The sequence below is a fragment of the Serratia sp. X3 genome (assembly GCF_014982455.1).
Lineage (GTDB): Bacteria > Pseudomonadota > Gammaproteobacteria > Enterobacterales > Enterobacteriaceae > Serratia > Serratia ureilytica.
This window is the reverse complement of record NZ_JADCNB010000004.1, coordinates 135651-159021: the sequence shown is the minus strand read 5'-3', so window position 1 is coordinate 159021 and position 23371 is coordinate 135651. Positions and strand designations below refer to the sequence as shown.

Below are 23371 nucleotides of genomic sequence, written 5' to 3'. Positions count from 1 at the left end.
GAACCTCAGAGGATTGAATAAAGTGCCGCTATGATGCTCCCCGCGCGCGCGGGAGGCTTACGCCGGATTCCCGACGCGGTTAGGAGTTTTTCCTAGTTTTGCGCTTGCGCCGGTGAAACTGTGGGCAAGATCACACTCAAACAGGCGCCCCGCTCAGAGGTGAGCCGCAGGCTGCCGCCGAGGGCGCTGATGCGCTCCTGCATGCCGCGCAGGCCGTACCCCGGCTGATGGTGGTCCGCATCGAAGCCCACGCCGTTATCGCGGATGGTCAGGGCAATCTGCGGCGCGGCGCCTTTGCGCGACCGCAAGCGCGCGTCCAATTCCAGGCGGCTGGCGCCGGCGTGGCGGCACACATTGGTCACCCCTTCCTGGCACACCCGGTACAGCGTGATTTTCAGCGTTTCATCCAGCAGTTCGTCCGGCACCTGCCACTGCATGCTGCTCACCAGCGAGGCGTCCTGCGGCAGCGACTCCCGCAGCATCGCCGCCACCGCCGCCGACAGCGGCAGGTTGTTCAGCGCCGCCGGCCACAGCTGGGTCAGCACATCATGCACCCCATCGTAGACCCGCAGCGCCAACGCATCGATGGTATCGGCGCAGCCGATCACCGCCGGCTCCGGCGCCAGGCGTTTGACGATGCTGGCCTGTGTGCGGATCACGGTGATGGTCTGCCCCACTTCATCGTGCAGCTCGCGCGCCACCTCGCGCCGGGTTTGTTCCTCCGCCGTCACCAGCGCCCGCGCCAGCTGCCGGTTCTCCGCCAACCGCAGCCGCAGCTGCTGATTCAGTTCGCGCTGGCGCTGAATACCGGCGCCCAGCAGCAGCCCGGTCAGGCTTTGGGCCAGCAGCGACAACAGCAAGTCGCGGTGCGACTCGGGCTGCGGCGGCTCGTTGACCATCAGCGCCACGCCGTTGAGCAGCGTCGCCAACAGCGCGCCCTGCCAGCCATAACGGTAAGACATGAACACGATCGGGATCGCCAGGCAGAAAGGCGCAAAGCGGCGCAGCTCGGCGGCGTTAACCTGCTGCTGCAGCCAGATGCTGAATGCAAACAGCAGCAGATAGCTGGCCAGGTGGCCCAGGCGCAGCTCCACCGGCTTGTGGATCAGCCCCGGCTCCAGCGGAACCCAGATTTGGCGCGCCAGATAGTGCCACAACAGCAGGCAGGTCGGCGCGATGGTGAAACCGCCGGTCAGGCCGAGCAGCAGCGCGCGGGCGCCTTCGCCGCTGACCAGCTGCCACACCAACGCCTGCAGCAAGGCGGCGATGGCGACCACAGCGCCCTGCAACAGCGGCCAGCGCCATTCGCTGTCGCTCTGCTGATGGCGCAACAGCCACGGCGAGGCCAGCAGGCTGAGCAGCACCGTCAGCACCAGCACCGCCACCGACGCCCACAGCGCCGGGCCGTAGCCGTACTGGTCCGCCAGCAGCGCCATCAGCAGCAGATCGGCCAGCAGGATCCCCGGCCAGAAACGGTACGGGCTCTGCAGCAAAATGCCCATGCGCAGGCCGAACGGGAACAGCAACAGCGCCTGCCAGGGCGGGTCGATCAGCGCGGTGCCGATGCCCCACAGGCAAAATGCGCTGGCGGCATAGATGAAGAACAGCGCCAGCTGGGTGATCAGACGCTGCGTCACAGGTTCAGCATCCGTCTGGCCAGCTCGACATTATTGGTGATGCCCAGCTTGGCGAACAGGTTGGCGCGATGCACATGCACCGTCTTCGGCGACAGCCCCAGCGCGGCGGCGATCTCGCGCACCTCCTGGCCCTGCGCCAGCAATAGCGCTATCTCGCGCTCGCGGCGGGTCAACGGATCCACCTTCACCCGCGCCAGCTGCTGGGCGATTTCCGGCATCAGATAGACGCCGCCGCCGGCGACGGTGCGCACGGCGGTGATCAGATCTTCCGGCTTGCAGCGCTTGGAGAGAAAGCCGCTGGCGCCGCGTTCCAGCGCCATTTCCACCAGCGCCGGATTATCGTGCATCGACAGCATCACCACGCGGATGCCGGAGGGAATGTCCGCCAGCAGATCCAATCCGCTGCCGTCGGGCATCGAAATGTCGCAAATGCAGATTTCCGCCTCCAGCCCCGGCAGGCCGGCACGCGCCTGCGCCGCGCTGCTGAACTCGCCCACCACCTGAATATCGGCCTCCAGCGACAGCAGCTGCACAAAGCCCGAACGCACAATGTCATGATCGTCGATAAACGCCACGCGCAGGGTCATGGAAATCTCCGGTTAGCAGGGAAAGTGCGCAAGTATACCGTATGCACACACCGGAATAATTGATGAAGAGAATGTATTGGCGGAAATTACCGGGTGCGCAAGGCACCCGGCGGGAGGGATTACAGGCGGGCAGGCGCCGTTTTATTCTGCGGGAGATGGCACCAGTTGTTTTTATCCACGATGCCGCCGTTCGGCGAGGTGTAGCCGAGGCAACCGAGGACGGTGTCGAACAGCTCGACGTGACGGTGCGTTCTGCCGATGCGTTGCTGCGCCTGCAGCTGCTCAAAGGCGCTCAGGTGCTGCGGGTTCTCGAGGAATTTGTCCGACGCCCACACCATCATCGGCACGCGGAATTGTTCCGGCGGCGCCATTTCGCGCGGCGTGCCGTGCAGGTGCGTATTCTCGCCGATCGACTCGCCGTGATCGGCGGCATAGAACACGATGGCCTTCTTGTCCCGCACCTGGTCGATCACATTACTGATAAAGCTGTCGGTATACAGCACCGTATTGTCGAAGGCGTTGATCAGCTGCGCCTTGGTGCAGGAGTCATCCACCCCCATGCACTCCGGTTGATAGCGCGCATAGCTGCGCGGATAACGCTGCGAGTACAGGTAGTGCGAGCCTTTGGTATGCAGGATCACCAGGTGTTTGCCCTTCGGATAACGCGCCAGCGACTCCTTCATTTCGTCCACCAGCAGCATATCGTCGACCGCCTTGCCGTCGTTGCGCTTCTCGGACGCGATCATCTCGCGGAACGAATAGTTGTTCACCTCGGTGTTGTTGTAGAACCACACCTCACTCTGCATGGCGAACAGCTCGGAAGAGAAGCCCAGTTCCTTCATCACCGCGAACACGTTTTGCTCTTTCAGCGTGCGCTGCGGGTTGTCCTCGGTGCCGCCTTCGCGCACGAACATGCAGCGCAGCGACAGCTTGGTGGCGGTGTCGCAAGACTCGCCGCGGAACGCCACCAGATTCTTCTCTTTCGACAGGCGCGGCGTAGTATCGCGCTCGTAGCCCAGCATGCCCATGTGATCCCAGCGCGTGGTCTCGCCGATGATGAACACCACGTAGGTATCGTCGATGCCCGCAGGCGGCACATAGGTGAAGTGTTTGCCCGGATCGAACAGCGTGCTCTGATCCTGACTTTCGTCATAGCGGGTATAGGCGAACAGCCCCAGCGCCGACAGCCAGTTAGACGGCAGGTACGAATGCGCCACCACGCCGCCGTAGCTCGGCAGATCGACGTTGGCGAGCTTCTCCTGCACGCTTTGCTCGTCGTCCAGCATGCGCAGCGGCAGCCAGACCAACGCCACCACCGCCAACAACACCAGCAGCGGTTTGATGCGGTGGCCGGGGGTTTTCAGCTGTTCGATCAGGGTGAAGCGCAGGCTGTTTTTCCAGATCAGCAGCAGCGGCAAGGCGCTGAGCGCCACCATCCACAGCACGAAATGCAGGCCGACCACCTCTTTCGACAGATCGATATCGGTGGTCATCACCGACACCACGATGCCGTAGCCGATCACCACGTTGAAAAACGTCATGTAGTAGCTGGCGGCAACCGAAATCAGCACCAGCAGCGAGGCGACGATGCGATAAAACAGCCGGCCGCCGAGCGATACCAGCCGCATGATGAAGAACGTGAACAGGACGATAGCGATGACTTCCGTCACCGCCGAAATAAGCTTAATTCCCTGAATGCCGTGCGCCAGCGAATCAAAACGGCGATAAAAAACGGACAGGTTTAGAAAGATGCCGATATAGATCGCTAACAATAACGATAAATTCTGCTGTGATAGCGATTTAACTTTGTTCATGTAACGCGGTGGCTCCGGGGACGGTGTAGCGGTTCTGACTCAGTCAGACACTGATTGCGGCTTCTGGTTCAGCCAACCGGCAATAAGCGTTATTTTGCGAGTAATAATCAAGAGAATTCTCACAAAACGGGCAAAATTTACCGCTTTTTTGAGCACTTTTCAGACGGGATATCAAAGAAAATGGAGGGATAAACCCTCCATTTTTTCCATGGTGTCGGCAAAAAACTTACTTAACGTTCAGCGTAACGTCGATATTGCCGCGGGTGGCGTTGGAATACGGGCACACCACGTGCGCCTTTTTCACCAGATCTTCCGCCACGCTGCGCTCGATGCCCGGCAGCGAAATATCCAACTGCACTTCGATGCCGAAGCCGTTCGGGATTTCACCGATGCCGACGGTGCCGTCGATCTTCGCTTCGGCCGGGATTTTGACCTTTTCTTTCGCCGCGACAAACTTCAACGCGCCGAGGAAACAGGCCGAGTAACCGGCGGCGAACAGCTGCTCGGGGTTGGTGACTTCGCCGCCGGCGCCGCCCATCTCTTTCGGTACGCCCAGTTTCACGTCCAACACGCCGTCGGAGGAGGTTGCACGGCCGTCGCGGCCACCGGTTGCGGTGGCGTGAGCGCGGTAAACCACTTTCTCAATAGACATCGTTCATTCCTTCTTGCTGGTTGGCGAGATGACAACGGCCCCCGCGAGGGGTAGCCGGTCACAGATATATCTTTTACGATTAAATCGTGCACTACTTATTTTTGACGCTTATTAACCAGTGTAGACCACCCCTGCCGTTCTTGCGTCCGGCGTCGGTGGGTCAAATCTGATCGATCAGGCTGCCGCGCAGCTTTTCCAGCTGCTGTTTGAGCGAGACGATCTCGTCCAGGCTGCAGTCGGTGGCGCACATCACCGCCTCGGGCACCGACTGCGCCCGTTCACGCAGCGCGCGGCCGGCGTCGGTGAGCGCGATGATCACCTGGCGCTCGTCGGTGGTGGCGCGATAGCGCACCAGCAAACCGGCGGTTTCCAGCCGTTTCAGCAGCGGCGTCAGCGTGGCGGAATCGAGGAACAGCCGCTCGCCGATATCCGATACCGTCACCCGATCGCGTTCCCACAGCACCATCATCACCAGATACTGCGGGTAGGTGAGCTCGAGCTGATTCAACAGCTTGCGGTAGACTTTGTGCAGCGCCAGGTTGGCGGAGTACAGCGCGAAACAGAGCTGCTGATCGAGCAGCAGCAGGTTCTTCGCGTTGGGTTGTTCGGTATCGGTGCTTTTCATGTGAGTGAATATAGATAGCGCACGATGTAATCGCAAGCTATTTCTTGTGAGGTATGCTACATTTTTTTCATGCAGAGGATGCCGGGAGGGAAAGGAAATGACGAATACGCTTGCAGAACGCGCGCGCCGCTACGCCACCAAGGCGCATGCGGCCATCGATCAGCGCCGCAAATACACCAACGATCCGTACATCGTCCACCCGCAGGCGGTCATGGAGCTGGTGCGCAGCGTGCCGCACACCGAAGAGATGCTGGCGGCCGCCTGGCTGCATGACACGGTGGAAGACACGCCCACCACCCTCGGCGATATCGAAAGCCACTTTGGGCCGCAGGTAGCAGAGCTGGTGCGGATGTTAACCAACGTCAGCCACGCCGAGGACGGCAACCGCTTCGAGCGTAAAAACCGCGATCGGCGCCACAGCGCCGGCGCATCGCCGCAGGCCAAAACCATCAAACTGGCGGATCTGATCGACAACACCCGCTCGCTGCTGGACTACGACAGCCACTTCGCCCAAACCTATCTGATCGAGAAACAGCGCCTGCTGGAAGTGCTGACCGAAGGCGACCCGACGCTGTGGCGCCAGGCCAGCCATATCGTCGAACAGGGGCTGCTCAGATTACAGCAGCCGCCGCACAACGTGCCGGCCAGCTGGTTTGAGCACGCCCGCCGGCGCTACCGCGAGAACGACGCGGCCTGATCAGAAGGTCACCACCGTTTTCAACGCCGTCACCCAGGCGTCCTGCGTCTCGCTGACGCCCGCCGGATGATGCCAGTATTGCAGGCCCGGCTGCAGCTGCAGCCACGGCGTGACGTTAACGCGGTAGTACAGCTCCGCCGTCACCGAGTGGCCCGGCACCGGCCGGTAGTTCGGATCGTGATAATCGCTGATGCCGCTCATCTCGTTGAGGTAACGCTGATTGTCTTTATAGCGGTCGCTCAGTTTCACCACCGAAACGCCCAGCCCCAGCCAGTCGTCCGGCCGCGCATCGAACAGCCCGCGATAGCGGATGCCGGTCGAAGTGGACCAGTGCAGGTAGTTGCTGCGCTGATCCCCCAGCCCCAGGCTGTAGAACACGCTCAGGCCACGGTTGACGTCATCCGCATGGCGCGTCACCTGCTGGTTGAAACCGGTATACAGGAACCAGGTGCGATCGTGGCTGCGATAGCCCTGCGGATCGCTGGCGCCCGGCCCGCCAGATACCCCTTCATAAAGATCGCGCTGGCGCGCATTGGTAAACAACACGCCCAGGTTATACACCCCCGGCAGCTGGTTGACGGCGTGGGTTTTCAGCTCCAGCTCCATCGGCAACAGAAAGCCTTTGCTGCCCTTGGTGGACCAACTCCAGGCGTGGCTGCGGCTGGGGGCGCTCGGGTTCTGCTCCATCACGCCGCCCTTGAGCGTCAGGCCGTCGGTCAGCTTGTATTGCAGCGTGGTGCCCCAGTAATGCACGTTCCAGTTGTACCAGGTCAACGAGTTGGCGGACTTGCCGCCGCACAGCGTCAGCGTTTGGAAATCGCAGGGGATGATCTGATCGAAATCCTGCACCTTGTTCATCATGCCGATACGCCATTGCAGCCGGCTGTCGAGGAAGGAACGGCTGAAGGTCAACCAGCCCAGCCGGGTGATCGACTGCCCGCCAAAGCTCTCCTGCGACAGATCGGTCAGGCCGACGCGCGGATCCTGCAGCCGATCGCGGGTCAGGTTGTTGTCATGGTTGCGGTTGACGATATTGCCTTCGATCGCCGCGTCCGGAATGCCGGTCAGCGCCTGCAGATCCTGGCTGAAGGTCAGCGAAAATTGGTCAATGTACGACGCCTGTTTATCGTGGTTGTAACCGCCGCCGGCGTTATACGACAGCTGGCTGAGGTAGCCGAGATTATAGTGGAAACCGTGATCCTCCAGGATCGGCCTGATCCCCAGCATATCCCCCAACAGCCCAGGCTGCGGCGGTTCAAAGCCGAGCGCCACCCCTTCCCATTTGGCGGTGGGAGCTTCAACGTCCTTGCCGGTTTGCAGCGTTTCCGCCTGCGCCTGGCTACAGAGCAGCGCCAGCGCCGCCAGGGTCATGGAACAAGGTAATAAGCTTTTCATCATTATTATATTTCTCCGCATAACGGCTGACTGCGGGCAACAGCATTCCCTGGGAGAGAATTTCCCATCATGAACAGCAGCGAATAAGGTTAGTTAACGCCCGGCACTTGCCGCCGGGCTGAAGGGTTAGCGCCGGTCTTTCAGGCTGGCGCCGTTGCTGTGGATCACATCGCGGTACCAGTAGAAACTCTTCTTGCGGCGGCGCTCGAGGCTACCGTTGCCGGCATCGTCTCTGTCCACGTGAATGAAGCCGTAGCGCTTCGACATTTCGGCCTTCGAGGCGCTGACCAGATCGATCGGCCCCCAGCTGGTGTAGCCCATCACCTCGACACCGTCGTCGATCGCCTCAGCCACCTGTACCAGATGGTCATTGAGGTAGTTGATGCGGTAGTCGTCGTTGATGCTGCCGTCGGCCTCGACGCGGTCTTTGGCGCCCAGCCCGTTCTCGACGATGAACAACGGCTTCTGATAGCGGTCGTACAGCACGTTGAGCAGGTAGCGTAGCCCGATCGGGTCGATTTGCCACCCCCACTCCGAACTGGCCAGGTGCGGGTTCGGCACCATATCGAGAATGTTGCCGCGCGCCGTTTCGTACTGCTCCGGGTCGGCGGTAACGCAGCCGCTCATGTAGTAGCTGAACGAGATGAAGTCGATGGTTTCGCGCAGCGTTTGCCGATCTTCCTCGGTGATCGCCACCTGAATGCCGTTTTCACGGAAGAAGCGCTGCATGTAGGCCGGGTAATAGCCGCGCGCCTGCACGTCGCCGAAGAACAGCCAGTCGCGGTTTTGCCGCTGGGTTTCCAGCAGATCTTCCGGCTTGCAGCTCAGCGGATACAGAATGCCGCCCAGCAGCATGTTGCCGATTTTCCCCTCCGGCACGATCTCGTGACAGGCCTTCACCGCTCTGGCGCTGGCCACCAGCTGATGGTGGATCGCCTGATAGACGGCGCTCTTGTCGCTCTCTTGCGGCAGGCCAACCCCGGTGAAGGGCGCGTGCAGCGACATGTTGATCTCATTGAAGGTCAGCCAGTGTTTAACCTTGTGCTTATAGCGTTCGAACACGGTGCGCGCATAGCGCTCGAAGAAATCGATGGTGCGGCGATCGCCCCAGCCGCCGTAGCGCTTCACCAGACCGTAAGGCATCTCATAGTGCGACAGCGTGATCAGCGGCTGAATGCCGTATTTCGCCATCTCATCGAACAGCCGATCGTAAAACGCCAGCCCGGCTTCGTTCGGGGTCTCTTCGTCGCCCTGCGGGAAAATGCGCGTCCAGGCGATCGAGGTGCGCAGGCACTTGAAACCCATCTCGGCGAACAGCGCGATATCCTCCGGGTAACGATGATAGAAATCGATCGCCACGTCCTTGATGCCACTGTCGCCCGCCGTGCGCGGCGTGATGGCGCCGAAGATGCCCTGCGGCTGCAGATCGGAGGTCGACAGCCCCTTGCCGTCGGCCTGATACGCGCCTTCTACCTGGTTCGCCGCTACCGCGCCGCCCCACAGGAAATGTTGCGGAAACTTGCCGTTCATCGCTTGCTCCTCAATTAACGTAATAAAGTCAGCAGCGGCGCCTGTTCCTGCACCGGAGACAGGCCGCTGGTCAACACGTCCACGTAGTCATCGCTGTTGCTGATGATGATCGGCGTGGTGGTGTCATAGCCGGCGGCATGGATCGCCGCCTGGTCGAACTCGATCAGCAGATCGCCCGGCGCAATCCGCTCGCCTTCCCGCACGTGGGCGGTGAAATGCGTCCCGTCGAGCTTCACGGTATCGATGCCGACGTGGATGAGAATCTCCGCGCCGTCGTCCGATTCGATGCCGATGGCGTGTTTGGTTTTGAACAGCGACGCCACGCTGCCGCTCACCGGCGCCACCACCCGCCCCTGCTGCGGCGCGATCGCCACGCCTTTCCCCAGCAGGCCGCTGGCGAAGGTCGCGTCGTTCACCTGATCCAGCGGCACGATGTCGCCGGCGATCGGGCTGAGGATCGCCTGTTTGCGGTTAAGCGGCGCGGCGGCTTCAGGCTGCGCCGTCTCTTCCGCCGGCGCGACGCCGAACAGGTAGCTGGCCAGCGCGGCGAACACGAACGACAGCAGGGTGCCGCCGATCGCGCCCCACACCGTGGCGTCGATGCCGCCCTTGGGAATGATTTGCGCGAAGGTGAACACGTTCACCAGGCCGAACGAGTAGACCGAGGTATGGAAGTAACCGATCATCGCCCCACCCAGCGCGCCGCCGATGCAGCCGAAGATGAACGGACGCTTGTTCGGCAGGGTGACGCCGTACACCGCCGGTTCGGTGATGCCGAAAATCCCGGCGCCGATGGCCGAACCGGACAGCGCCCGCAGCTTGGCGTCGCGAGTGCGCAGCATCACGCCCAGCGTGGCGCCGACCTGCCCCATCACCGCCGGCAGCAGCAGCGGCACCATGGTGTCGCGCCCCAGCACGCTCAGGTTGTTGATCATCAACGGCACCAGCCCCCAATGCAGGCCGAAGATCACGCATACCTGCCACATCGCCCCCATGAAAGCGCCGGCGATGATCGGGTTGAAGGCGTAAATGGCCTGATAGCCGTTGGCCAGCAGATGGCTGAGCCAGGTCGCCGCCGGGCCGATCAGCAGGAAGGTCAAGGGCACGGTGATCGCCAGACACAGCAGCGGCGTGATGAAATTGCGCAGCGCACTGTGGATCACCCGGTTAAACAGCGGCTCCAGGCGACAGGACACCCAGGACGCAAAGATGATGGGGATCACCGACGAGCTGTAGTTGATGAAAGTCAGCGGAATGCCGAAGAAATATTCACGCACCGCGCCCGGCTGTTGCGCCGCCTCGAACGCCGCCATCATCAGCGGATGCGTCAGCGCGCCGCCGATCGCCATGGTGACGAACGGGTTGCCGCCGAATTTTTTCCCGGCGGTGTAACCGAGCATGATCGGGAAGAAATAGAACAATGCGTCGCTGGCGGCGAACAACATTTTGAAAGCGCCGCTGCTTTCCAGCAGCCAGCCGCAGGCCAGGCTCAGCGCCAGCAACCCCTTCAATACCCCCGAGGCGGCCATCACCCCGAGCAATGGGGTGAAGATGCCGGAAACCACGTCGATAAAGCGGCTGAGCAGATTGTCTTTTTTACCGTCCGCATCGCTGCCGTTCGACGCGCCTTCGGCTAACCCGCCGACCCGGTTGACCGCGTCGAATACCTCCGCCACGTGGTTCCCCACCACCACCTGAAACTGGCCGCCGCTCTCCACCACCATGATGACGCCCGGGTTTCTCTTCAGCGCTTCGGCGTTGGCGCGGCGGTCGTCACGCAGCTTGAAACGCAGGCGGGTGGCGCAATGCACCAGGCTTTTCACATTGTCGCGGCCACCGACGTCGGCCAAAATCTCACTGGCTAATGTGTCATATTTCATAAGGTTATCCTTAGACTTCACGTTCTGCCGATCCCGCCTTTGCGCTGGCCTGGCGCAGGAGCGAAATTCGGCGCAAAAAAAAACCTAAACCTCGCGGCCTCTGCCCCATCGGGGAACAGAAACGCGAGGTTTAGGTTTTGCCTGCCGCAGCAGTAACAACCCTAAATCGGTTGAGTTATAACCTTAACACCGCAAATTTTAGCGGAGCAAGGCTTTGCGACGGCAAATTGCCGAACTGTGATCGCAAAGGCAAAACGGCCTCAATGCGCGAAATAATGCATGCCGCCCTCTACCGGGATCACTGCGCCGATGATATATCGCGCGAGCGATAGAGAGGGATTAGAGGGTATCGCCCGGCTTTACGCCAAAAAACATAAGATTAACTAACCTAATAATTCACTATCAAGCTAAAGCAAAACACATATTTTCCAGCGGCCAATCGGCTTTTCTGGCAATATTCGCAGCCATTAAGGCAAATACATCGCCAAACCTCATCGAATATTGTTAGCATATCCACGATATTCACCCGCGCAAAAATCACCGTGCGCAATTGAATACGGCGAATAAACATCAGAATAACTAATTAAAACAACTAGACAAAAATCACACGGGGGATTATTACTGGTCAACGCTTAATCGAGAGTAGGGATGACAGTCACCATGGTGTTGCGTACTGATGTAGGACGGATTTTGATTACCGGCGCCGGCGGCCGAGTCGCCACCGCGTTTCGCCAGGCAGTGGGCGATCGCTATGCATTGCGGCTGGCGGAACGAGATCTCGCTCTGTTGCGCGATCGCCGGCCCGGCGATGAGGTCATCAGCTTCAACATCGCCGATCTCGACGCCTGCCGTGAGGCCTGCGCCAATATTGACACCGTGTTGCACCTGGCCGCCGATCCGGCTCCCGACGCCGACTTCTGCGGCTCATTGATGGACAACAACATCCTCGGCACCTTCAATATCTTCCGCGCGGCGAAAGACGCCGGATGCCGGCGGGTGGTGTTCGCCAGCAGCGCGCAGGCGGTGGAAGGCTATCCGCTCGATTATCAAATCCGCCCGGATGACGCACCGAAGCCGAAAAATCTGTACGGCGCCAGCAAGGCGTTCGGCGAAGGCATCGCGGCCTATTTTGCCTATCAGGAAGGGCTTTCCGCCCTGTCGGTGCGCATCGCCAACTTCACCACCCTAAGCCCGGGTGATCGGCTCAGCGCCCGCGATATGAGCGCGTTTCTCAGCCATCGCGACGCCACCGACCTGCTGGAGCGTTGCATTCGTGTCGAAGGGGTGCAATATGCAGTGGTGCACGGGGTTTCCAATAACCGCTATACGCGTTTATCGCTGGAAGAGACCCGCCGCCTGCTCGGCTACGCCCCGCAGGACGATGCGTTCAGCCTGCTCGGTTTCGACTGAACGGTTCCGGCTCATGATACAAATAAGGGGATAGCCACGCGGCAATGGGCTCGGCGAGGAGCCCCAACTCCACCGGGATCCCCGCCTGTTCTAATAGAGCGATCCCGGCACCACGATTGCGCGGATGTGGATCGAGAATGCCGACATAAACTTTACCGACGCGCCGCTCGACTATCGCCTGGGCACAAGACGGCGTACGCCCGTGAAATGAACAGGGCTCCAAAATAACGTACAGCTCATATTCTTCCAGCGTTCCCTCTACCTGCGACAGCACATCGGCTTCGGCATGAGAGTGCCCTGGGGCTCGGGTATACCCCTGTGTGACGATACGGTCTTGTTTAACCAAAATACTGCCAACGGGGGGGTTAGGCAGGCAATCGGGCAGGGCTTGCCGCGCACATCTCAATGCCTCTTGCATAATCCATGCTTTACTCATCGTGGTTCCCCTCTCTCATGTGGATGGCGATCGCTTCCACGCCGCTCCCCCCTACCGGCGCAGGAATGAACGTTTGCCCGCACGCGGTAATTCCCACGACACGCGCCGTCTATTTCCTCGGAAAAACACCCATACCCGGAATGTCGAGACTAAAAGGTAATGAATGCTGCTACTGAATGCCTAATGAACCGTGACATTAGTCACAAAAACGAATAACCATTCAGGACAGTTAAACTAAAAAAAAACCTATCAGCATGAAATATCATTAAAAAGTACCACCATAGACACACTGTCATATTTAACTTTTTATTAAATTATACTTTACATTTAAGCAACACTAATGTTAATGAATTGTTTGTTTTATTCTAAATAGAAGGAAGCCGACGAATGAAAGATACCTTTGATTCGTTAGATGAAAACAATAATGATATAAATCAATCAATTAAAAAATCAATCATCTCATGTGGTTTCACATTCTTTAGCATCACTATGTTTCTTTCCCGTTCACTGACCAAAACGGAACGCTTAGTGATTGAAAATTATCCTAAAGAATGGCGAATACATTATGATGAAAACAATTACCATGATTACGATCCCATCCTGGCTCATGCGAAAATATCCAGCACGCCAGTTCATTGGCATAAGCTGTTAAAAGATGCTCATCCTGATGGCAAAGCCGTATTGAAAAACGCATTGCGCTTTGGCATCGGGCCCGGTTTCAGCATCCCTTTTAGAGGGAAAAGCAGCACTTTGGGCATTGTCAGCATCAACGCGGTCGACGAAAATCCCAGCCATGACGACTATGCACGCTGCATCAAAGAGATCCTGGCGATAACACCCTACATCCATGAAAAAATGATGCAGTCTCTAGAGCAACAAACCATCAAGCTGACCAAGCGCGAGCAGGAATGCCTTTTCTGGGCTTGTGAAGGCAAAACCTCATGGGAAATCGCGCAAATCATCGGCTGTTCCGATCGCACCGTCGTCTTTCATCTGAACAACATTTCCGAAAAGTTCGGCACCCAGAATCGCTATCAAACCATCACGCATGCTTTGCTCTCCGGCGCAATCACGCCGCTGCTGTGCTGAAGCAGCGAGCGTACAAAAATTTAGGGCGTCTTGATATCTTCAGCCAATCGAAAGCCCATAACATAAATGGCTTTTGGATACGCCCCGTGTCGCCTGGTGCAGCGAGCCAAATCATGGTGTCGGGTGAAACTGCCGCCGCGAGCGACACGGTAAGGCGTTTGCTCATCCAACCGAAACAGATCGTCATCCACCACCTCGCCGCCGGGATACGGCAGATACGGCGTCGCGGTAAACTCTTCCACATTTCCCGCCATATCAGCCAAACCAAAGGCCGAATTTCCCTTAGGGAACATGCCGACGGGCGTGGTGGTCAGCAACCCCAGCTCCAACGTATTGGCACAATCGCGCCGGTAGCTTTCTCCCCAGGGAAATTCTCGCCGGACGCCACCGCTGGCGGCATACTCCCATTCCGCCTCCGTCGGCAAACGAAATGTGCGATTCGTTTTGGCGGAAAGCCAGCGGCAGTAGGCTTCACAATCCTCCAGCGCCAACGAATTCACCGGATGATTGGCGAGATGGGCGGGATATTTGCCGAACGGCCAGCTTTCGGGCAATCTTTCATAGCGGCTATCGAGCAGAAAATCGCGATATTCCTGATGCGTGACGCAATACTTCGCCAAGTTGAACCGTTTGATCCGGCAACGATATGCCGGCGCTTCCTTGGCAATCCACTCCCGTTTGACGCCCACCGCCGCATATTCTTGCCATATCTCATCGACTTGTTCCGCATCGCGCCCCAGCACCACGTCCGCTTCGCACAGCGCAATCATCGCGGGAGCCAGAGTGTTGATGCGCGGATCGCCGTGCAATGCCAGCAATGAACCGGCGGCATAACGCACCGTCAGCGGCCGGTGTTCGTCTTCAACGATGCCGGCCAGATCGCTGACGGCGCAGCGGGATAATGACGCCATCGCGCCATCAAGATTATCCAGCTCGGAAGCATAGAAAGATGGCTCCATCCCCATCGCTTCACGATCGGACAGTTGATTGATGTCACGCATAGGCCGCATGTTTCCCCCCTGTGCGGCTGAAAGCCTCCGCGTGGATGAAATGCAATTCACCCAGGTAACTGCCGGCGATGAAACGACCATTGGAGACGTCAAAAACAAGACAGGAAATACCGGCGGTGGAAACCTTCCTCATCATGACCCAGCGTTGCTGCGTGAGGTCGTACACAGCAGCGGTTCCCCGATAGTCGCCCGACATAATCAGATTGTATCCGGGCGCATAGCTGATGCATTTAATCGAGTTCTGGTGCGGTGAGTCGATAATCTGCTGCTCCCCCGTGAGGCTCCACAACCGCAATGTTTTGTCGCGGCTGATAGAGGCAAAACCGTTATCCAAGGCGACGCACCCATTCACAATCATGTCGTGTTCACCGACGAAGCGTAATGTCGGCTGGGCCAGTTCCGTTAAATCGTGTGCGGCCACGGTGTGATCCGCACAGGCGGTGAATAATATGGCACCATTGATCGCCATGCCTTTTATCGCGTTCTTATGCGCCTGGATATTTTTCTCCCAACTCACACATCCGTTATCATCTACGCGCAATAAAATCACCTCGCCGGTATAGGCACCCACCAAAACAAAGGTACCCTCAGGGTGTTTCAGCACCGTCTGGCAATTCAACGGGGAATGATGTTGATAGACGACTGCGCCGGTTTCGCCATTATAAACCGCGCCATCTTGCCCTCCTTGCAACACTACACCGCCCACTTGAATAATGAAGTTACATAGCGAGGGAAGCTGATTGATGACTTTACCGTTGCGCACCACCTTGCCGGCATCACCGGTAAAAATAATATCGTCGCCACAGGCATAAACGGCATTAATTCCGTGAGTGTCTTTAATTTCATTTTCCACCCACACCCGTTTATCTAAATCATAAGTGGCATATCTATCGCCAAAAGTGACAAACACCAAATAACGATCCCCAATGATGTCGCTGGAGCGCGGCCAGACTTGTGGCAGTATTTTGTCTTGGTGAACCAGGCTTAATCCGCCACGATCTAAATTCCAAATTCTGAAATACCGATCATAACTTAAGCTGATGACCGTGTTATTTTTAACAATCAGGCGTTTGACGCCTGATTGATGCGCATCCACTTGCGAAACCTGCCGCCCCTGCTCGTCGAACACAGTGATGCGACCTTCATCATCACCGGAAACCAGCAACCCTTCTTTCGTCAGGCACAGCGTATCCGTTTCCACCCCGACCATATCAATCATGGCGATTTGTTTCTGCTGAGAGAGGCTCCAATAACGAATCGTGCCGTCATCCCCGCTGGACACCAATACGTCCTCATCCTTCCATTCAACGGAAATGACATCGGCAGTGTGTCCCAAGAATTTGACCAACAACTTCCCGTGCAGATCAAAAACGCGAACGTGCCGATCGCGAGACGCCGTCGCTATCCAGGGCTGGGTCGGGTGAAAACTGATGCCCTCAACGTCATCGTCATGCCGCATGACCGCATAAAGTTGCAGATCCGGCACGCTCCACACACGCAGGCTGTAATCGCTGCTCGACGAGGCGACGAAACGGCCGTCAGGACTGAACGACACCTGATTGGCCAAATGGTCATGATAGCTGACAGAAAGAGGCAAATGCGTTTCCGCATCCCAGAGAATCACTTTATTGTCATAACCGGCAGTGGCAACATAAACGTTGTTTGTCGCTATACCGCTAATCGGACTGGTGTGATACATAGTCATCTCCTGGTTCTATTAGATAGAAACAACTTTCCCGAACGTATGTCTGGCGATATCCGCCTTTGCCTGTATGTATTTCTGGTTGTCGCGTCCCATAAAGCACGATGTGGAAACCACTTTTTCAACCACGATGCCTGAATCGGTTAGCGCCTGATGCTTATCGGGATTATTCGTCAGCAAAAATACCTTTTCTATTCCCACCGCCAACAGCATTTCAGGGACACAATGATATTCCCGCGCATCTTCAGGGAATCCCAAAAGCTTATTTGCCTGGAACGTATCATGCCCCTGGTCTTGCAAGGCATACGCATCAAGTTTGTTATACAGCCCGATACCTCGACCTTCCTGAGGCAAGTAAGCGATATATCCGCCATACTCCGTCATGATTTTTATCGATTCGTGTAATTGGTTGCCGCACTCACAACGCTTAGAACCGAAAACATCGCCAGTTAAACACTGGGAATGAATACGAAGATAGGGGGTCCCCTGCGATTGCGATGCAATTTCGCCACCTTCTTTATTCTGCTTTGGGATATGAATAAGAAGCGCCTCACAATCAATGTTATTGAAGCTATAAAACCATGACGTTATCTTATTGTCTGTGATAAAAATCTTTATCTTATTTCTGACTGTCAGCATAGCTACTCTCCTCAGAGATCATCGAAAAGAGAGTAAGTCAGCATGCTGGAATAAATAACTGTCAGTCTTGACAGGTGAGAGACCATAATAAAAAAATGGTATGAAACCGCCGCCAGACAGATATAAAAAACCATAAAACAAAAACAAATCGGAACATAGCACCAGAAAAAAGCGCGAAACAGATAACAATCGGCGAAAAAAGAGCAAAACACCGTCCTGTAAGATTCAACAGTTTTACATCCTCAAACACATCAAGCAATACTGATTGCAGCATGAAAGCTGTCATGCTAACCGCAAACCGACATAAACTTAGGAGATTCACATGAAAGTAATCAAAACTGCAACTGCAAATGCACCTAAGACTATCAGCGTTCAGAAAGCTATTCGTTCTGAGAAGTAATCGCTTTATTTTTTGTTAGTCATAAATGGTGAACAGGTGATCCTGCTCACCATTTATCAATATTGGCGCCGCTTACCAAAGGATGCGATATGTCTAAAGAGAACATTAATGCTTTCGCCTACGACCGGGAAATGAATATTGCTTTTGCCGGAACGAAAGGCGGCGAGATATTAATCATACCTGTAGATTCGTTCACGGTAAGCATGCGAAAAAAAATCCACTGGGGAACGATTGAAGCGATTGCCATTTCTCCGGAAAGGAAGTTATTGGCTTGTTTATCTGGCGACAGGAAAGTGTCCATCCTGCGCTACGATGCCGACCATCGCCTCGACATCGTTTCCCTGTTCTCGGTTCGCGACCTCGGGGCGGACGATTTCGGCATCTTCCATTCGACCTCTCAGGCGATCGCCATCCACCCGACCAAAGCGCAGATAGCCACGCGCAGCGGCAACAGCGCCGTTGTCGAACTGGACTTTATGGGAACGCAGCTTTCTCAAGTGCGCGTATGCGAAGAAGATATTGCAACGCTCTGCTATTCATCATCAGGCCACTATCTGCTGGCAGGCAGCACGGGCGGCACCATCGGCCTCATCGCTAACGGCGAGTTGCAAAACAGCATCAAACCCGAAGGGCTCACAGAAACCGTGCATTGGTTCGAACCGCTGGAGGACAACCGCTACATTGTCGCTTGCGACTCACGCCGCGTATTGGAATTGCAAATCGATGAGAACAGGCGACTGACCTATCGCAACGGCGAAATTTTCGCGCATGATGACATGGAGCATGTCACTCTCAACCACGACAAGAAAATTTGCCTGGCCAGCAGCTTTGACAGACGGATCTACCGCATTGATCTTGATTCGCTGAAAAGCACGGGAGTGGCGCTGACGGCGGCATTCAAGCTACGGTGGACAAAATTCGTTAAAAATAGCGATCGCATCGTCATTGTGCAAAATCGCGACGGCAGTTTACTCAAAAGCGATATCCTGACGGGGGAAACGTTGGCGATGGTGAAGAATACGCCAGACGCCATCTGGACAGCCTATCGCCGCCGAGACGAAATCATTTGCGCCGGCGAACGCGGCTATATGTACCGTATCCCGCTGCAAGAGGATGGCGCTGTTCTCGGTCTTCCAACCAAACACCCTTTAACGGATACGGACAGTGGATACATCAAACGCATTGTTCCTATGGAAGACGACGATTTTATCGCCGTGATGAGCCGTGGACGCATCATCGTCAAGCAAAACGGCGCCAGCATGACGCACGACTTGCCCACCGCCTTTCGCGACGTTTGTTACTGCCCGCAGCGCCAGTGTTGCTATCTGGCCAGCGAAGACGGCACCGTCTATCAATATCACCGCGGCCAGATCACCGCTCTTCACCAAGGGGACGAACCGATTTGGTCGCTGGGCGTCTCGCCGGATGGTGCGACGCTGGCTTTTGCTGAACGCCTGGGAAAAATCTATTTATATGATCTGGAACAGAACCAAGTCGTTGAAACCACCGACTGCCGATTGCCCAAACGCCTCAAGTGGTTCGATAACCGGACGCTCTATATTTCTTACAGTGGTTCTATCCATAAAATCTTCTTTGATGAACAGTGGCAACATCATGTTGAATTTATTCGCCCGAACGACAATACGGTAGAGGACTTCGTTTTCATTGACGACTATATCGTTTTCATCACATACAACCGAAGAATCTGGCTCTACGACCGTTTGTCCGCGACTCAGTTAGACAGCGTCTATAACAGCGAGGACTATATGAAAAACATTATACATATCAACGACAATATATTTGCGACTTTAGGACGCTCAGGCTATCTTCAACAATACGAACTGCATAACGAGCAGATAAAACCCGGTGCACCGTTGAAAATGGCGTGATACTCATGAATTTGTCGCAAAACACTTGCCTGGCCTTATTGATAGCATCCAATTTCTTCTCCTCGGTCGCCGTCAGCATAGGGATGTATATCATCCCTTGGTATATCAGTAATGAAGGAGAGCAACCCAGACTGTTGGCGATGATGGCGACAATGTCCTCATTAACGCTGATCTTCGTCACGCCATGGATCGGCATGCTGGTCGACAAATTCAATAGAAAAAACCTGCTCACGGTGCTCAACGCCCTTATTTGCATCGCTTTCATTCTGGCTATTTTCAGCCGGTATTTTTCTTTCAGCATTATGCTGCCTTTAGTCATCACCTATTTTGTCGTTCAATTCTATTACGCTATTTTTTATATCGCTCGACAGGGGTTTATTAAAGATATTTTTAGCGGTGATTATCTGTCACGAACCAACTCTCTTCTTGAGATGGAATCGCAAGCATCGACGCTCATCTCTGCGCTTTTGGTCATCTCCGTGTCGTCCTATTTGAGCTATGACACTATTTTTGTGTTGTTGGTCGTGCTGATTGTCATTTCTCTGTTCATCTTGTTAGCCATCCCCTACCAGCGGCACTCCCCCGTAAGCACTCAGATGCCAAAAAGCTCGCTCATTCAGTTCCAGCCTGAAAATCGGAATGTCATTTTGTATCTTCTGATCGGCGCAGTACCCTTCGTCTGCATCATGGTGGTCAATGTGATTCAGGCCCCCTTTATGCATGAAGTTCTGCATGCCTCGATTGAGTCTTACGCTTCTTTCGGCATCATTTATGGCCTGGGCGCCATTTTAGTCAGCCTGCTGCTGGGTTGGTTGGCTCCCAAATTCCCCGCGAGAAAATTGGTTCACCTTTTTACCGGCGGTTTCGCCTTAACGGTTCTGTTGATCGCCAGTTCCCCCACGTTGCCGGTGATTTTATGCGGGGCTTTCTTCCTCGGCTTATTCAACTCCGCATCACGTATTAGCAGCCAGAATGTCGTTCTTACCGAAATAGGCAGTGAAAAAATTGGGCGCGTTTTTTCGACCGGCCAGTTATTCACCTTGATCAACCGCGTGCTTGCGACGGGGCTGGTCGTCATCCTATTCCAGGAAAGTTACGAATATGCCTGGTCCTATGTGCTGATAATCAGCGCCATCGCCCCTGCCAGCTTAATGTTGTGGTCGTTTTATGCCAATCGGCCGCAGAAAATAAGGAGATCGTAATGAACATCGCTATCGTGACCGGCAGCCATCGCAAACAATCAAACTCCCGGAATGTGGCGAATTATATTGCCCGTCAGCTCCAGCAGAAGGATCACTTTGTCGATACGCTTGAATTAGCGGAAATCAATCTTCCCCTGTGGGATGAAGATATGGAAACGAATGAGCAGAAATGGTCGGGGCTTAAAACGTGCCATGAACGTTTGAGCAAGGCCGAGGCCCTGATTATCGTTACTCCAGAGTGGAACGGCATGGCACCGCCGATGCTGAAAAACTTCTTACTGCTCTGCGAAGCAGAATATGTCGGCCATAAACCGGCGCTGTTGGTCAGCGTGTCATCGGGCATGGGCGGCGCTTATCCGATCCATGAACTGCGGAGCAGTGGCTATAAAAACAACCATATTTGTTACCTCCCGGATCACATTATCGTGCGCTACGCCAACGATACGTTGAGAACCCCGCTGCCCGCTGACGACTATGAGCAGCTACTGCGGGCAAGGATCGACTATCAGCTGAACCTGTTGCTGCAGTATGGCGCGGCGTTGTCTCAAGTGCGCGCGTCCGGCGTCGTTGATTTTGAGCAATTCCGATACGGCATGTGACCATCCGCTGCGCGCAATGCCCGGCCTCCTCAACCAATACGCGCTCAAAAAGCGTGCGGTGGTAAAACCCGCCGCACGCTGCCGTTTTTAACCGTTGGCGTAGGCCACCTTTTCGGCTCGGCGACTGGTGAACAATACCAACAGCAGCGCCAACCCGGCGATAATCGCCCCCATCACCGGCACGAAGCTGTAACCCAGACCGGCGGAGACCACCGCGCCACCGGCGGCGGCGCCCAGCGCATTGCCCAGGTTGAAGGCACCGATATTGACCGATGACGACAGACCCGGCGCTTCGCTGGCCACGCGCATCACGCGCATCTGCAGCGGCGGCACCACCGCGAAGGTCGCCGCACCCCAAATCACCATGCTGACCGCGGCGCCGATTTCACTGCGAGCCAGGAACGGGATCACCAGCATAATGACCACCAGCAGCAGCAAGAACCCCTTCAGCGTCGCGCTCTCGGAGCGGTCGGCGAATTTGCCGCCCAGGTAGTTGCCGATGGAGAAACCGACGCCGATCAACACCAGCATGACCGTCACGAACAGCGGCGTCGCATCGGTGATGTGCTGCAACACCGGCGAGATATAGGTATAGAGCGTGAACATCGCGCCCGCGCCCAGCACGGTCGTCAGCAAGGCGGACAGCACCTGCGGGCGTACCAACACCGACAGCTCGCGTTTCACATCAGGGTGTGCGCCGGCGCTGCCTTTCGGCAACGAGAACCACAGCCCCAGCATGGCGATCACGCCCAGCCCGGCCGTCGCCAGGAACGACATGCGCCAGCCGATGGTTTCACCCAGCCAGGTCGCAGCCGGCACCCCGCCGATATTAGCGATGGTCAGGCCCATAAACATGGTCGCCACGGCGCTGGCCTGTTTCTCCTTCGGCACCACGCTGGCGGCCACCACTGAACCGAGACCAAAGAACGCGCCGTGGTTCAGGCTGGTGATGATGCGCGACAGCATCAGGGTGGTGTAGTCAGGCGCAACCGCCGACAGCACATTACCCAGGGTAAAGATCGCCATCAGGAAGATCAGCGCGCTTCTGCGCGCCCGGTGAGAAAGCAGCAACGTCATCAGCGGTGCGCCGACCATCACGCCAACGGCGTAGGCGCTGATCAACATGCCGGCCATCGGGATGGAGACGTCCACCCCTTTGGCGATCGTCGGCAGCAACCCCATCGGGGAAAACTCGGTCGTGCCGATGCCGAACGCCCCCACCGCCAGGGCTAATAAGGGAAAGTTAATTTTCATTCAACAACTCCGGTTAACCGCTGCCGAAGCGCGGGAAAGTTAAGATGCCAAAAGTATGACATTGATCACACCAAAGATAAGCAGGCGGAAGGCTAAAAGACTTTTGCGATTTTGTTAAAAGTGCGGCGGGAGGGGGCGGATATCGGCATCCGTCACCCGATGCGATCTCGCGTGGCGGCCGGTTTACCGGCGGCTTTCTATCCACGCAAGAAAATCCATCATCCGATCGGCAAAGGCGGCGTCATTCGCCTCGCCAAGCGCATGGACAAGCAAATATGTCATTTCAGCCTGCTGTTCCGGATAGCGCGCCAACAGCTGTTCGGCATAATCGGTTAGCGTTGTTGGCCAGAATTCGCTTTCCTCGGCGCGCAGCATATTGGTGGCGCGGATCAGCTTTCTGGCCGCTTCGCGTTTTAAGCGCCGTTCATCCGAAGACGGCTCTGCCAGCAACAGCTGCTCCCGATAACGCTCCAATACGCGGCGCACATCGGCATTAACCGCCAACGCGATGCGCCGATCGGGTCGAAACAGCGGAAAAACGGCGGACACGTCTTCGCCCCCCAGGCAGCGGCAGTGATGCTTCAGCCAAAATCCCCAGGAATCGTGATGCTCCGGCGCCAATGCTTCATCAACGCAGCCGATGTCAAAGTCGACCTTGCTCACGATACGCTGCTCCAGCTGAAAGGCTTGCCGCCACACCTCAAGACGCTGCAACGCCCCGCTATCGGCCGGCTTGATGAGCAACAGCGTGATGTCCAGATCGGACACGCCGGGAAGGGCTGCGCCGCGCGCGACGCTGCCATAGAGGTAAATACTGTGGATGAGCGCCGGGAATTGGCGCGGCAGCTCCGCCGTCAGCGCCTCCAGCAGCGGGATAAAAGCCTGCTGCAGCGGAAACGCCGTCACCGTGGGAATCAACGCCAC

General features: G+C 56.5%; 20 protein-coding genes. 6 read left to right on the top strand and 14 right to left on the bottom strand.

Annotation, left to right across the window (positions count from 1 at the left end):
• Window positions 1–92 precede the first annotated feature (92 nt).
• The 5 genes from uhpB to IMX17_RS17620 form a co-directional block, all read right to left on the bottom strand.
• Window positions 93–1637 (bottom strand): signal transduction histidine-protein kinase/phosphatase UhpB, encoded by a 1545-nt coding sequence (gene uhpB, locus IMX17_RS17640; protein ID WP_182265635.1) that lies wholly within the window; start codon window positions 1635–1637, stop codon window positions 93–95.
• Window positions 1634–2224: a transcriptional regulator UhpA gene (gene uhpA, locus IMX17_RS17635; RefSeq protein WP_033645065.1), complete on the bottom strand. Its 591-nt coding sequence runs from the start codon at window positions 2222–2224 to the stop codon at window positions 1634–1636. Before uhpA ends, uhpB begins: the two co-directional genes overlap by 4 nt.
• Before the next feature lie 119 nt (window positions 2225–2343).
• The gene (gene eptB / locus IMX17_RS17630; protein ID WP_046898812.1) at window positions 2344–4038 is read right to left on the bottom strand and encodes a kdo(2)-lipid A phosphoethanolamine 7''-transferase; all 1695 of its coding nucleotides are present in this window, start codon (window positions 4036–4038) and stop codon (window positions 2344–2346) included.
• Window positions 4039–4264: 226 nt separating this feature from the next.
• The gene (locus IMX17_RS17625; RefSeq protein WP_004934114.1) at window positions 4265–4690 is read right to left on the bottom strand and encodes an organic hydroperoxide resistance protein; all 426 of its coding nucleotides are present in this window, start codon (window positions 4688–4690) and stop codon (window positions 4265–4267) included.
• A 160-nt stretch (window positions 4691–4850) separates the two neighbouring features.
• Complete coding sequence (locus tag IMX17_RS17620) at window positions 4851–5315, bottom strand: MarR family winged helix-turn-helix transcriptional regulator (RefSeq protein WP_033652279.1); 465 nt, start codon at window positions 5313–5315, stop codon at window positions 4851–4853.
• Window positions 5316–5412: 97 nt separating this feature from the next.
• Between IMX17_RS17620 and IMX17_RS17615 the strand changes: the two genes are divergently transcribed.
• Window positions 5413–6012 carry an HD domain-containing protein gene (locus IMX17_RS17615; RefSeq protein WP_033652280.1) on the top strand — a complete coding sequence of 200 codons (600 nt, stop codon included), beginning with the start codon at window positions 5413–5415 and terminating at the stop codon, window positions 6010–6012.
• Here the strand turns inward: IMX17_RS17615 and IMX17_RS17610 are convergent, their stop codons facing one another.
• The 3 genes from IMX17_RS17610 to bglF all read right to left on the bottom strand — a co-directional run bounded on the left by IMX17_RS17610 (window position 6013) and on the right by bglF (window position 10817).
• Window positions 6013–7383 carry a carbohydrate porin gene (locus IMX17_RS17610; RefSeq protein WP_370571523.1) on the bottom strand — a complete coding sequence of 457 codons (1371 nt, stop codon included), beginning with the start codon at window positions 7381–7383 and terminating at the stop codon, window positions 6013–6015.
• A 150-nt stretch (window positions 7384–7533) separates the two neighbouring features.
• Window positions 7534–8937, bottom strand: a complete 1404-nt coding sequence (locus IMX17_RS17605; RefSeq protein ID WP_046898810.1) for a glycoside hydrolase family 1 protein — start codon at window positions 8935–8937, stop codon at window positions 7534–7536.
• Between the two features lie 14 nt (window positions 8938–8951).
• A complete protein-coding gene (gene bglF, locus IMX17_RS17600; RefSeq protein WP_193550040.1) occupies window positions 8952–10817 on the bottom strand; it encodes a PTS beta-glucoside transporter subunit IIABC in 1866 nt (621 codons plus the stop codon).
• Window positions 10818–11477: 660 nt separating this feature from the next.
• On the opposite strand from bglF, the gene IMX17_RS17595 reads away from it, so the two are divergent.
• The gene (locus IMX17_RS17595) at window positions 11478–12227 is read left to right on the top strand and encodes an NAD(P)-dependent oxidoreductase (protein ID WP_046898808.1); all 750 of its coding nucleotides are present in this window, start codon (window positions 11478–11480) and stop codon (window positions 12225–12227) included.
• On the opposite strand, the gene IMX17_RS17590 is transcribed toward IMX17_RS17595, so the two are convergent.
• Window positions 12205–12663, bottom strand: coding sequence for a bifunctional diaminohydroxyphosphoribosylaminopyrimidine deaminase/5-amino-6-(5-phosphoribosylamino)uracil reductase RibD (locus tag IMX17_RS17590; protein ID WP_072056096.1), 459 nt, complete (start codon window positions 12661–12663; stop codon window positions 12205–12207). The two genes, IMX17_RS17595 and IMX17_RS17590, sit on opposite strands and share 23 nt — an antisense overlap.
• Window positions 12664–13050: 387 nt before the next feature.
• Between IMX17_RS17590 and IMX17_RS17585 the strand changes: the two genes are divergently transcribed.
• Window positions 13051–13752 carry a LuxR family transcriptional regulator gene (locus IMX17_RS17585; RefSeq protein WP_046898806.1) on the top strand — a complete coding sequence of 234 codons (702 nt, stop codon included), beginning with the start codon at window positions 13051–13053 and terminating at the stop codon, window positions 13750–13752.
• Between the two features lie 20 nt (window positions 13753–13772).
• Here IMX17_RS17585 and IMX17_RS17580 read toward each other — a convergent pair whose 3' ends face one another.
• The 3 genes from IMX17_RS17580 to ribA are packed head-to-tail and all read right to left on the bottom strand — an operon-like array spanning window position 13773 to window position 17103.
• Window positions 13773–14753 (bottom strand): SUMF1/EgtB/PvdO family nonheme iron enzyme, encoded by a 981-nt coding sequence (locus tag IMX17_RS17580; RefSeq protein WP_182265633.1) that lies wholly within the window; start codon window positions 14751–14753, stop codon window positions 13773–13775.
• On the bottom strand, window positions 14746–16461 hold the full coding sequence (locus tag IMX17_RS17575; RefSeq protein ID WP_046898804.1) for a WD40 repeat domain-containing protein: 1716 nt from the start codon (window positions 16459–16461) through the stop codon (window positions 14746–14748). Before IMX17_RS17575 ends, IMX17_RS17580 begins: the two co-directional genes overlap by 8 nt.
• Before the next feature lie 18 nt (window positions 16462–16479).
• Entirely contained in the window at window positions 16480–17103 is a 624-nt protein-coding gene (ribA, locus tag IMX17_RS17570) for a GTP cyclohydrolase II RibA (protein WP_046898803.1), read from the bottom strand.
• A gap of 489 nt (window positions 17104–17592) precedes the next feature.
• Between ribA and IMX17_RS17565 the strand changes: the two genes are divergently transcribed.
• From IMX17_RS17565 to IMX17_RS17555, 3 genes are read left to right on the top strand one after another with little or no spacing between them, the layout of a single operon-like run.
• Entirely contained in the window at window positions 17593–19392 is a 1800-nt protein-coding gene (locus tag IMX17_RS17565) for a WD40 repeat domain-containing protein (RefSeq protein ID WP_152665263.1), read from the top strand.
• Between the two features lie 5 nt (window positions 19393–19397).
• Window positions 19398–20594, top strand: a complete 1197-nt coding sequence (locus IMX17_RS17560; protein WP_046898801.1) for an MFS transporter — start codon at window positions 19398–19400, stop codon at window positions 20592–20594.
• Entirely contained in the window at window positions 20594–21193 is a 600-nt protein-coding gene (locus IMX17_RS17555) for an NADPH-dependent FMN reductase (protein ID WP_193550039.1), read from the top strand. The genes IMX17_RS17560 and IMX17_RS17555 overlap by 1 nt, the downstream gene beginning before the upstream one ends.
• An 87-nt stretch (window positions 21194–21280) precedes the next feature.
• Here the strand turns inward: IMX17_RS17555 and IMX17_RS17550 are convergent, their stop codons facing one another.
• Window positions 21281–22447, bottom strand: coding sequence for an MFS transporter (locus IMX17_RS17550; RefSeq protein ID WP_046898799.1), 1167 nt, complete (start codon window positions 22445–22447; stop codon window positions 21281–21283).
• A 183-nt stretch (window positions 22448–22630) separates the two neighbouring features.
• Entirely contained in the window at window positions 22631–23371 is a 741-nt protein-coding gene (locus IMX17_RS17545) for a nucleotidyltransferase domain-containing protein (RefSeq protein WP_193550038.1), read from the bottom strand.

Bases quoted from the DNA above. Each gene is read 5' to 3' on its own strand.
- uhpA (WP_033645065.1), bottom strand. From the start codon at position 2,224: ATGACCCTGCGCGTGGCGTTTATCGACGATCATGACATTGTGCGTTCG.
- eptB (WP_046898812.1), bottom strand. From the start codon at position 4,038: ATGAACAAAGTTAAATCGCTATCACAGCAGAATTTATCGTTATTGTTA.
- IMX17_RS17625 (WP_004934114.1), bottom strand. From the start codon at position 4,690: ATGTCTATTGAGAAAGTGGTTTACCGCGCTCACGCCACCGCAACCGGT.
- IMX17_RS17620 (WP_033652279.1), bottom strand. From the start codon at position 5,315: ATGAAAAGCACCGATACCGAACAACCCAACGCGAAGAACCTGCTGCTG.
- IMX17_RS17615 (WP_033652280.1), top strand. From the start codon at position 5,413: ATGACGAATACGCTTGCAGAACGCGCGCGCCGCTACGCCACCAAGGCG.
- IMX17_RS17610 (WP_370571523.1), bottom strand. From the start codon at position 7,383: ATGACCCTGGCGGCGCTGGCGCTGCTCTGTAGCCAGGCGCAGGCGGAA.
- IMX17_RS17605 (WP_046898810.1), bottom strand. From the start codon at position 8,937: ATGAACGGCAAGTTTCCGCAACATTTCCTGTGGGGCGGCGCGGTAGCG.
- bglF (WP_193550040.1), bottom strand. From the start codon at position 10,817: ATGAAATATGACACATTAGCCAGTGAGATTTTGGCCGACGTCGGTGGC.
- IMX17_RS17595 (WP_046898808.1), top strand. From the start codon at position 11,478: ATGGTGTTGCGTACTGATGTAGGACGGATTTTGATTACCGGCGCCGGC.
- IMX17_RS17590 (WP_072056096.1), bottom strand. From the start codon at position 12,663: ATGAGTAAAGCATGGATTATGCAAGAGGCATTGAGATGTGCGCGGCAA.
- IMX17_RS17585 (WP_046898806.1), top strand. From the start codon at position 13,051: ATGAAAGATACCTTTGATTCGTTAGATGAAAACAATAATGATATAAAT.
- IMX17_RS17580 (WP_182265633.1), bottom strand. From the start codon at position 14,753: ATGCGTGACATCAATCAACTGTCCGATCGTGAAGCGATGGGGATGGAG.
- IMX17_RS17575 (WP_046898804.1), bottom strand. From the start codon at position 16,461: ATGTATCACACCAGTCCGATTAGCGGTATAGCGACAAACAACGTTTAT.
- ribA (WP_046898803.1), bottom strand. From the start codon at position 17,103: ATGCTGACAGTCAGAAATAAGATAAAGATTTTTATCACAGACAATAAG.
- IMX17_RS17565 (WP_152665263.1), top strand. From the start codon at position 17,593: ATGTCTAAAGAGAACATTAATGCTTTCGCCTACGACCGGGAAATGAAT.
- IMX17_RS17560 (WP_046898801.1), top strand. From the start codon at position 19,398: ATGAATTTGTCGCAAAACACTTGCCTGGCCTTATTGATAGCATCCAAT.
- IMX17_RS17555 (WP_193550039.1), top strand. From the start codon at position 20,594: ATGAACATCGCTATCGTGACCGGCAGCCATCGCAAACAATCAAACTCC.
- IMX17_RS17550 (WP_046898799.1), bottom strand. From the start codon at position 22,447: ATGAAAATTAACTTTCCCTTATTAGCCCTGGCGGTGGGGGCGTTCGGC.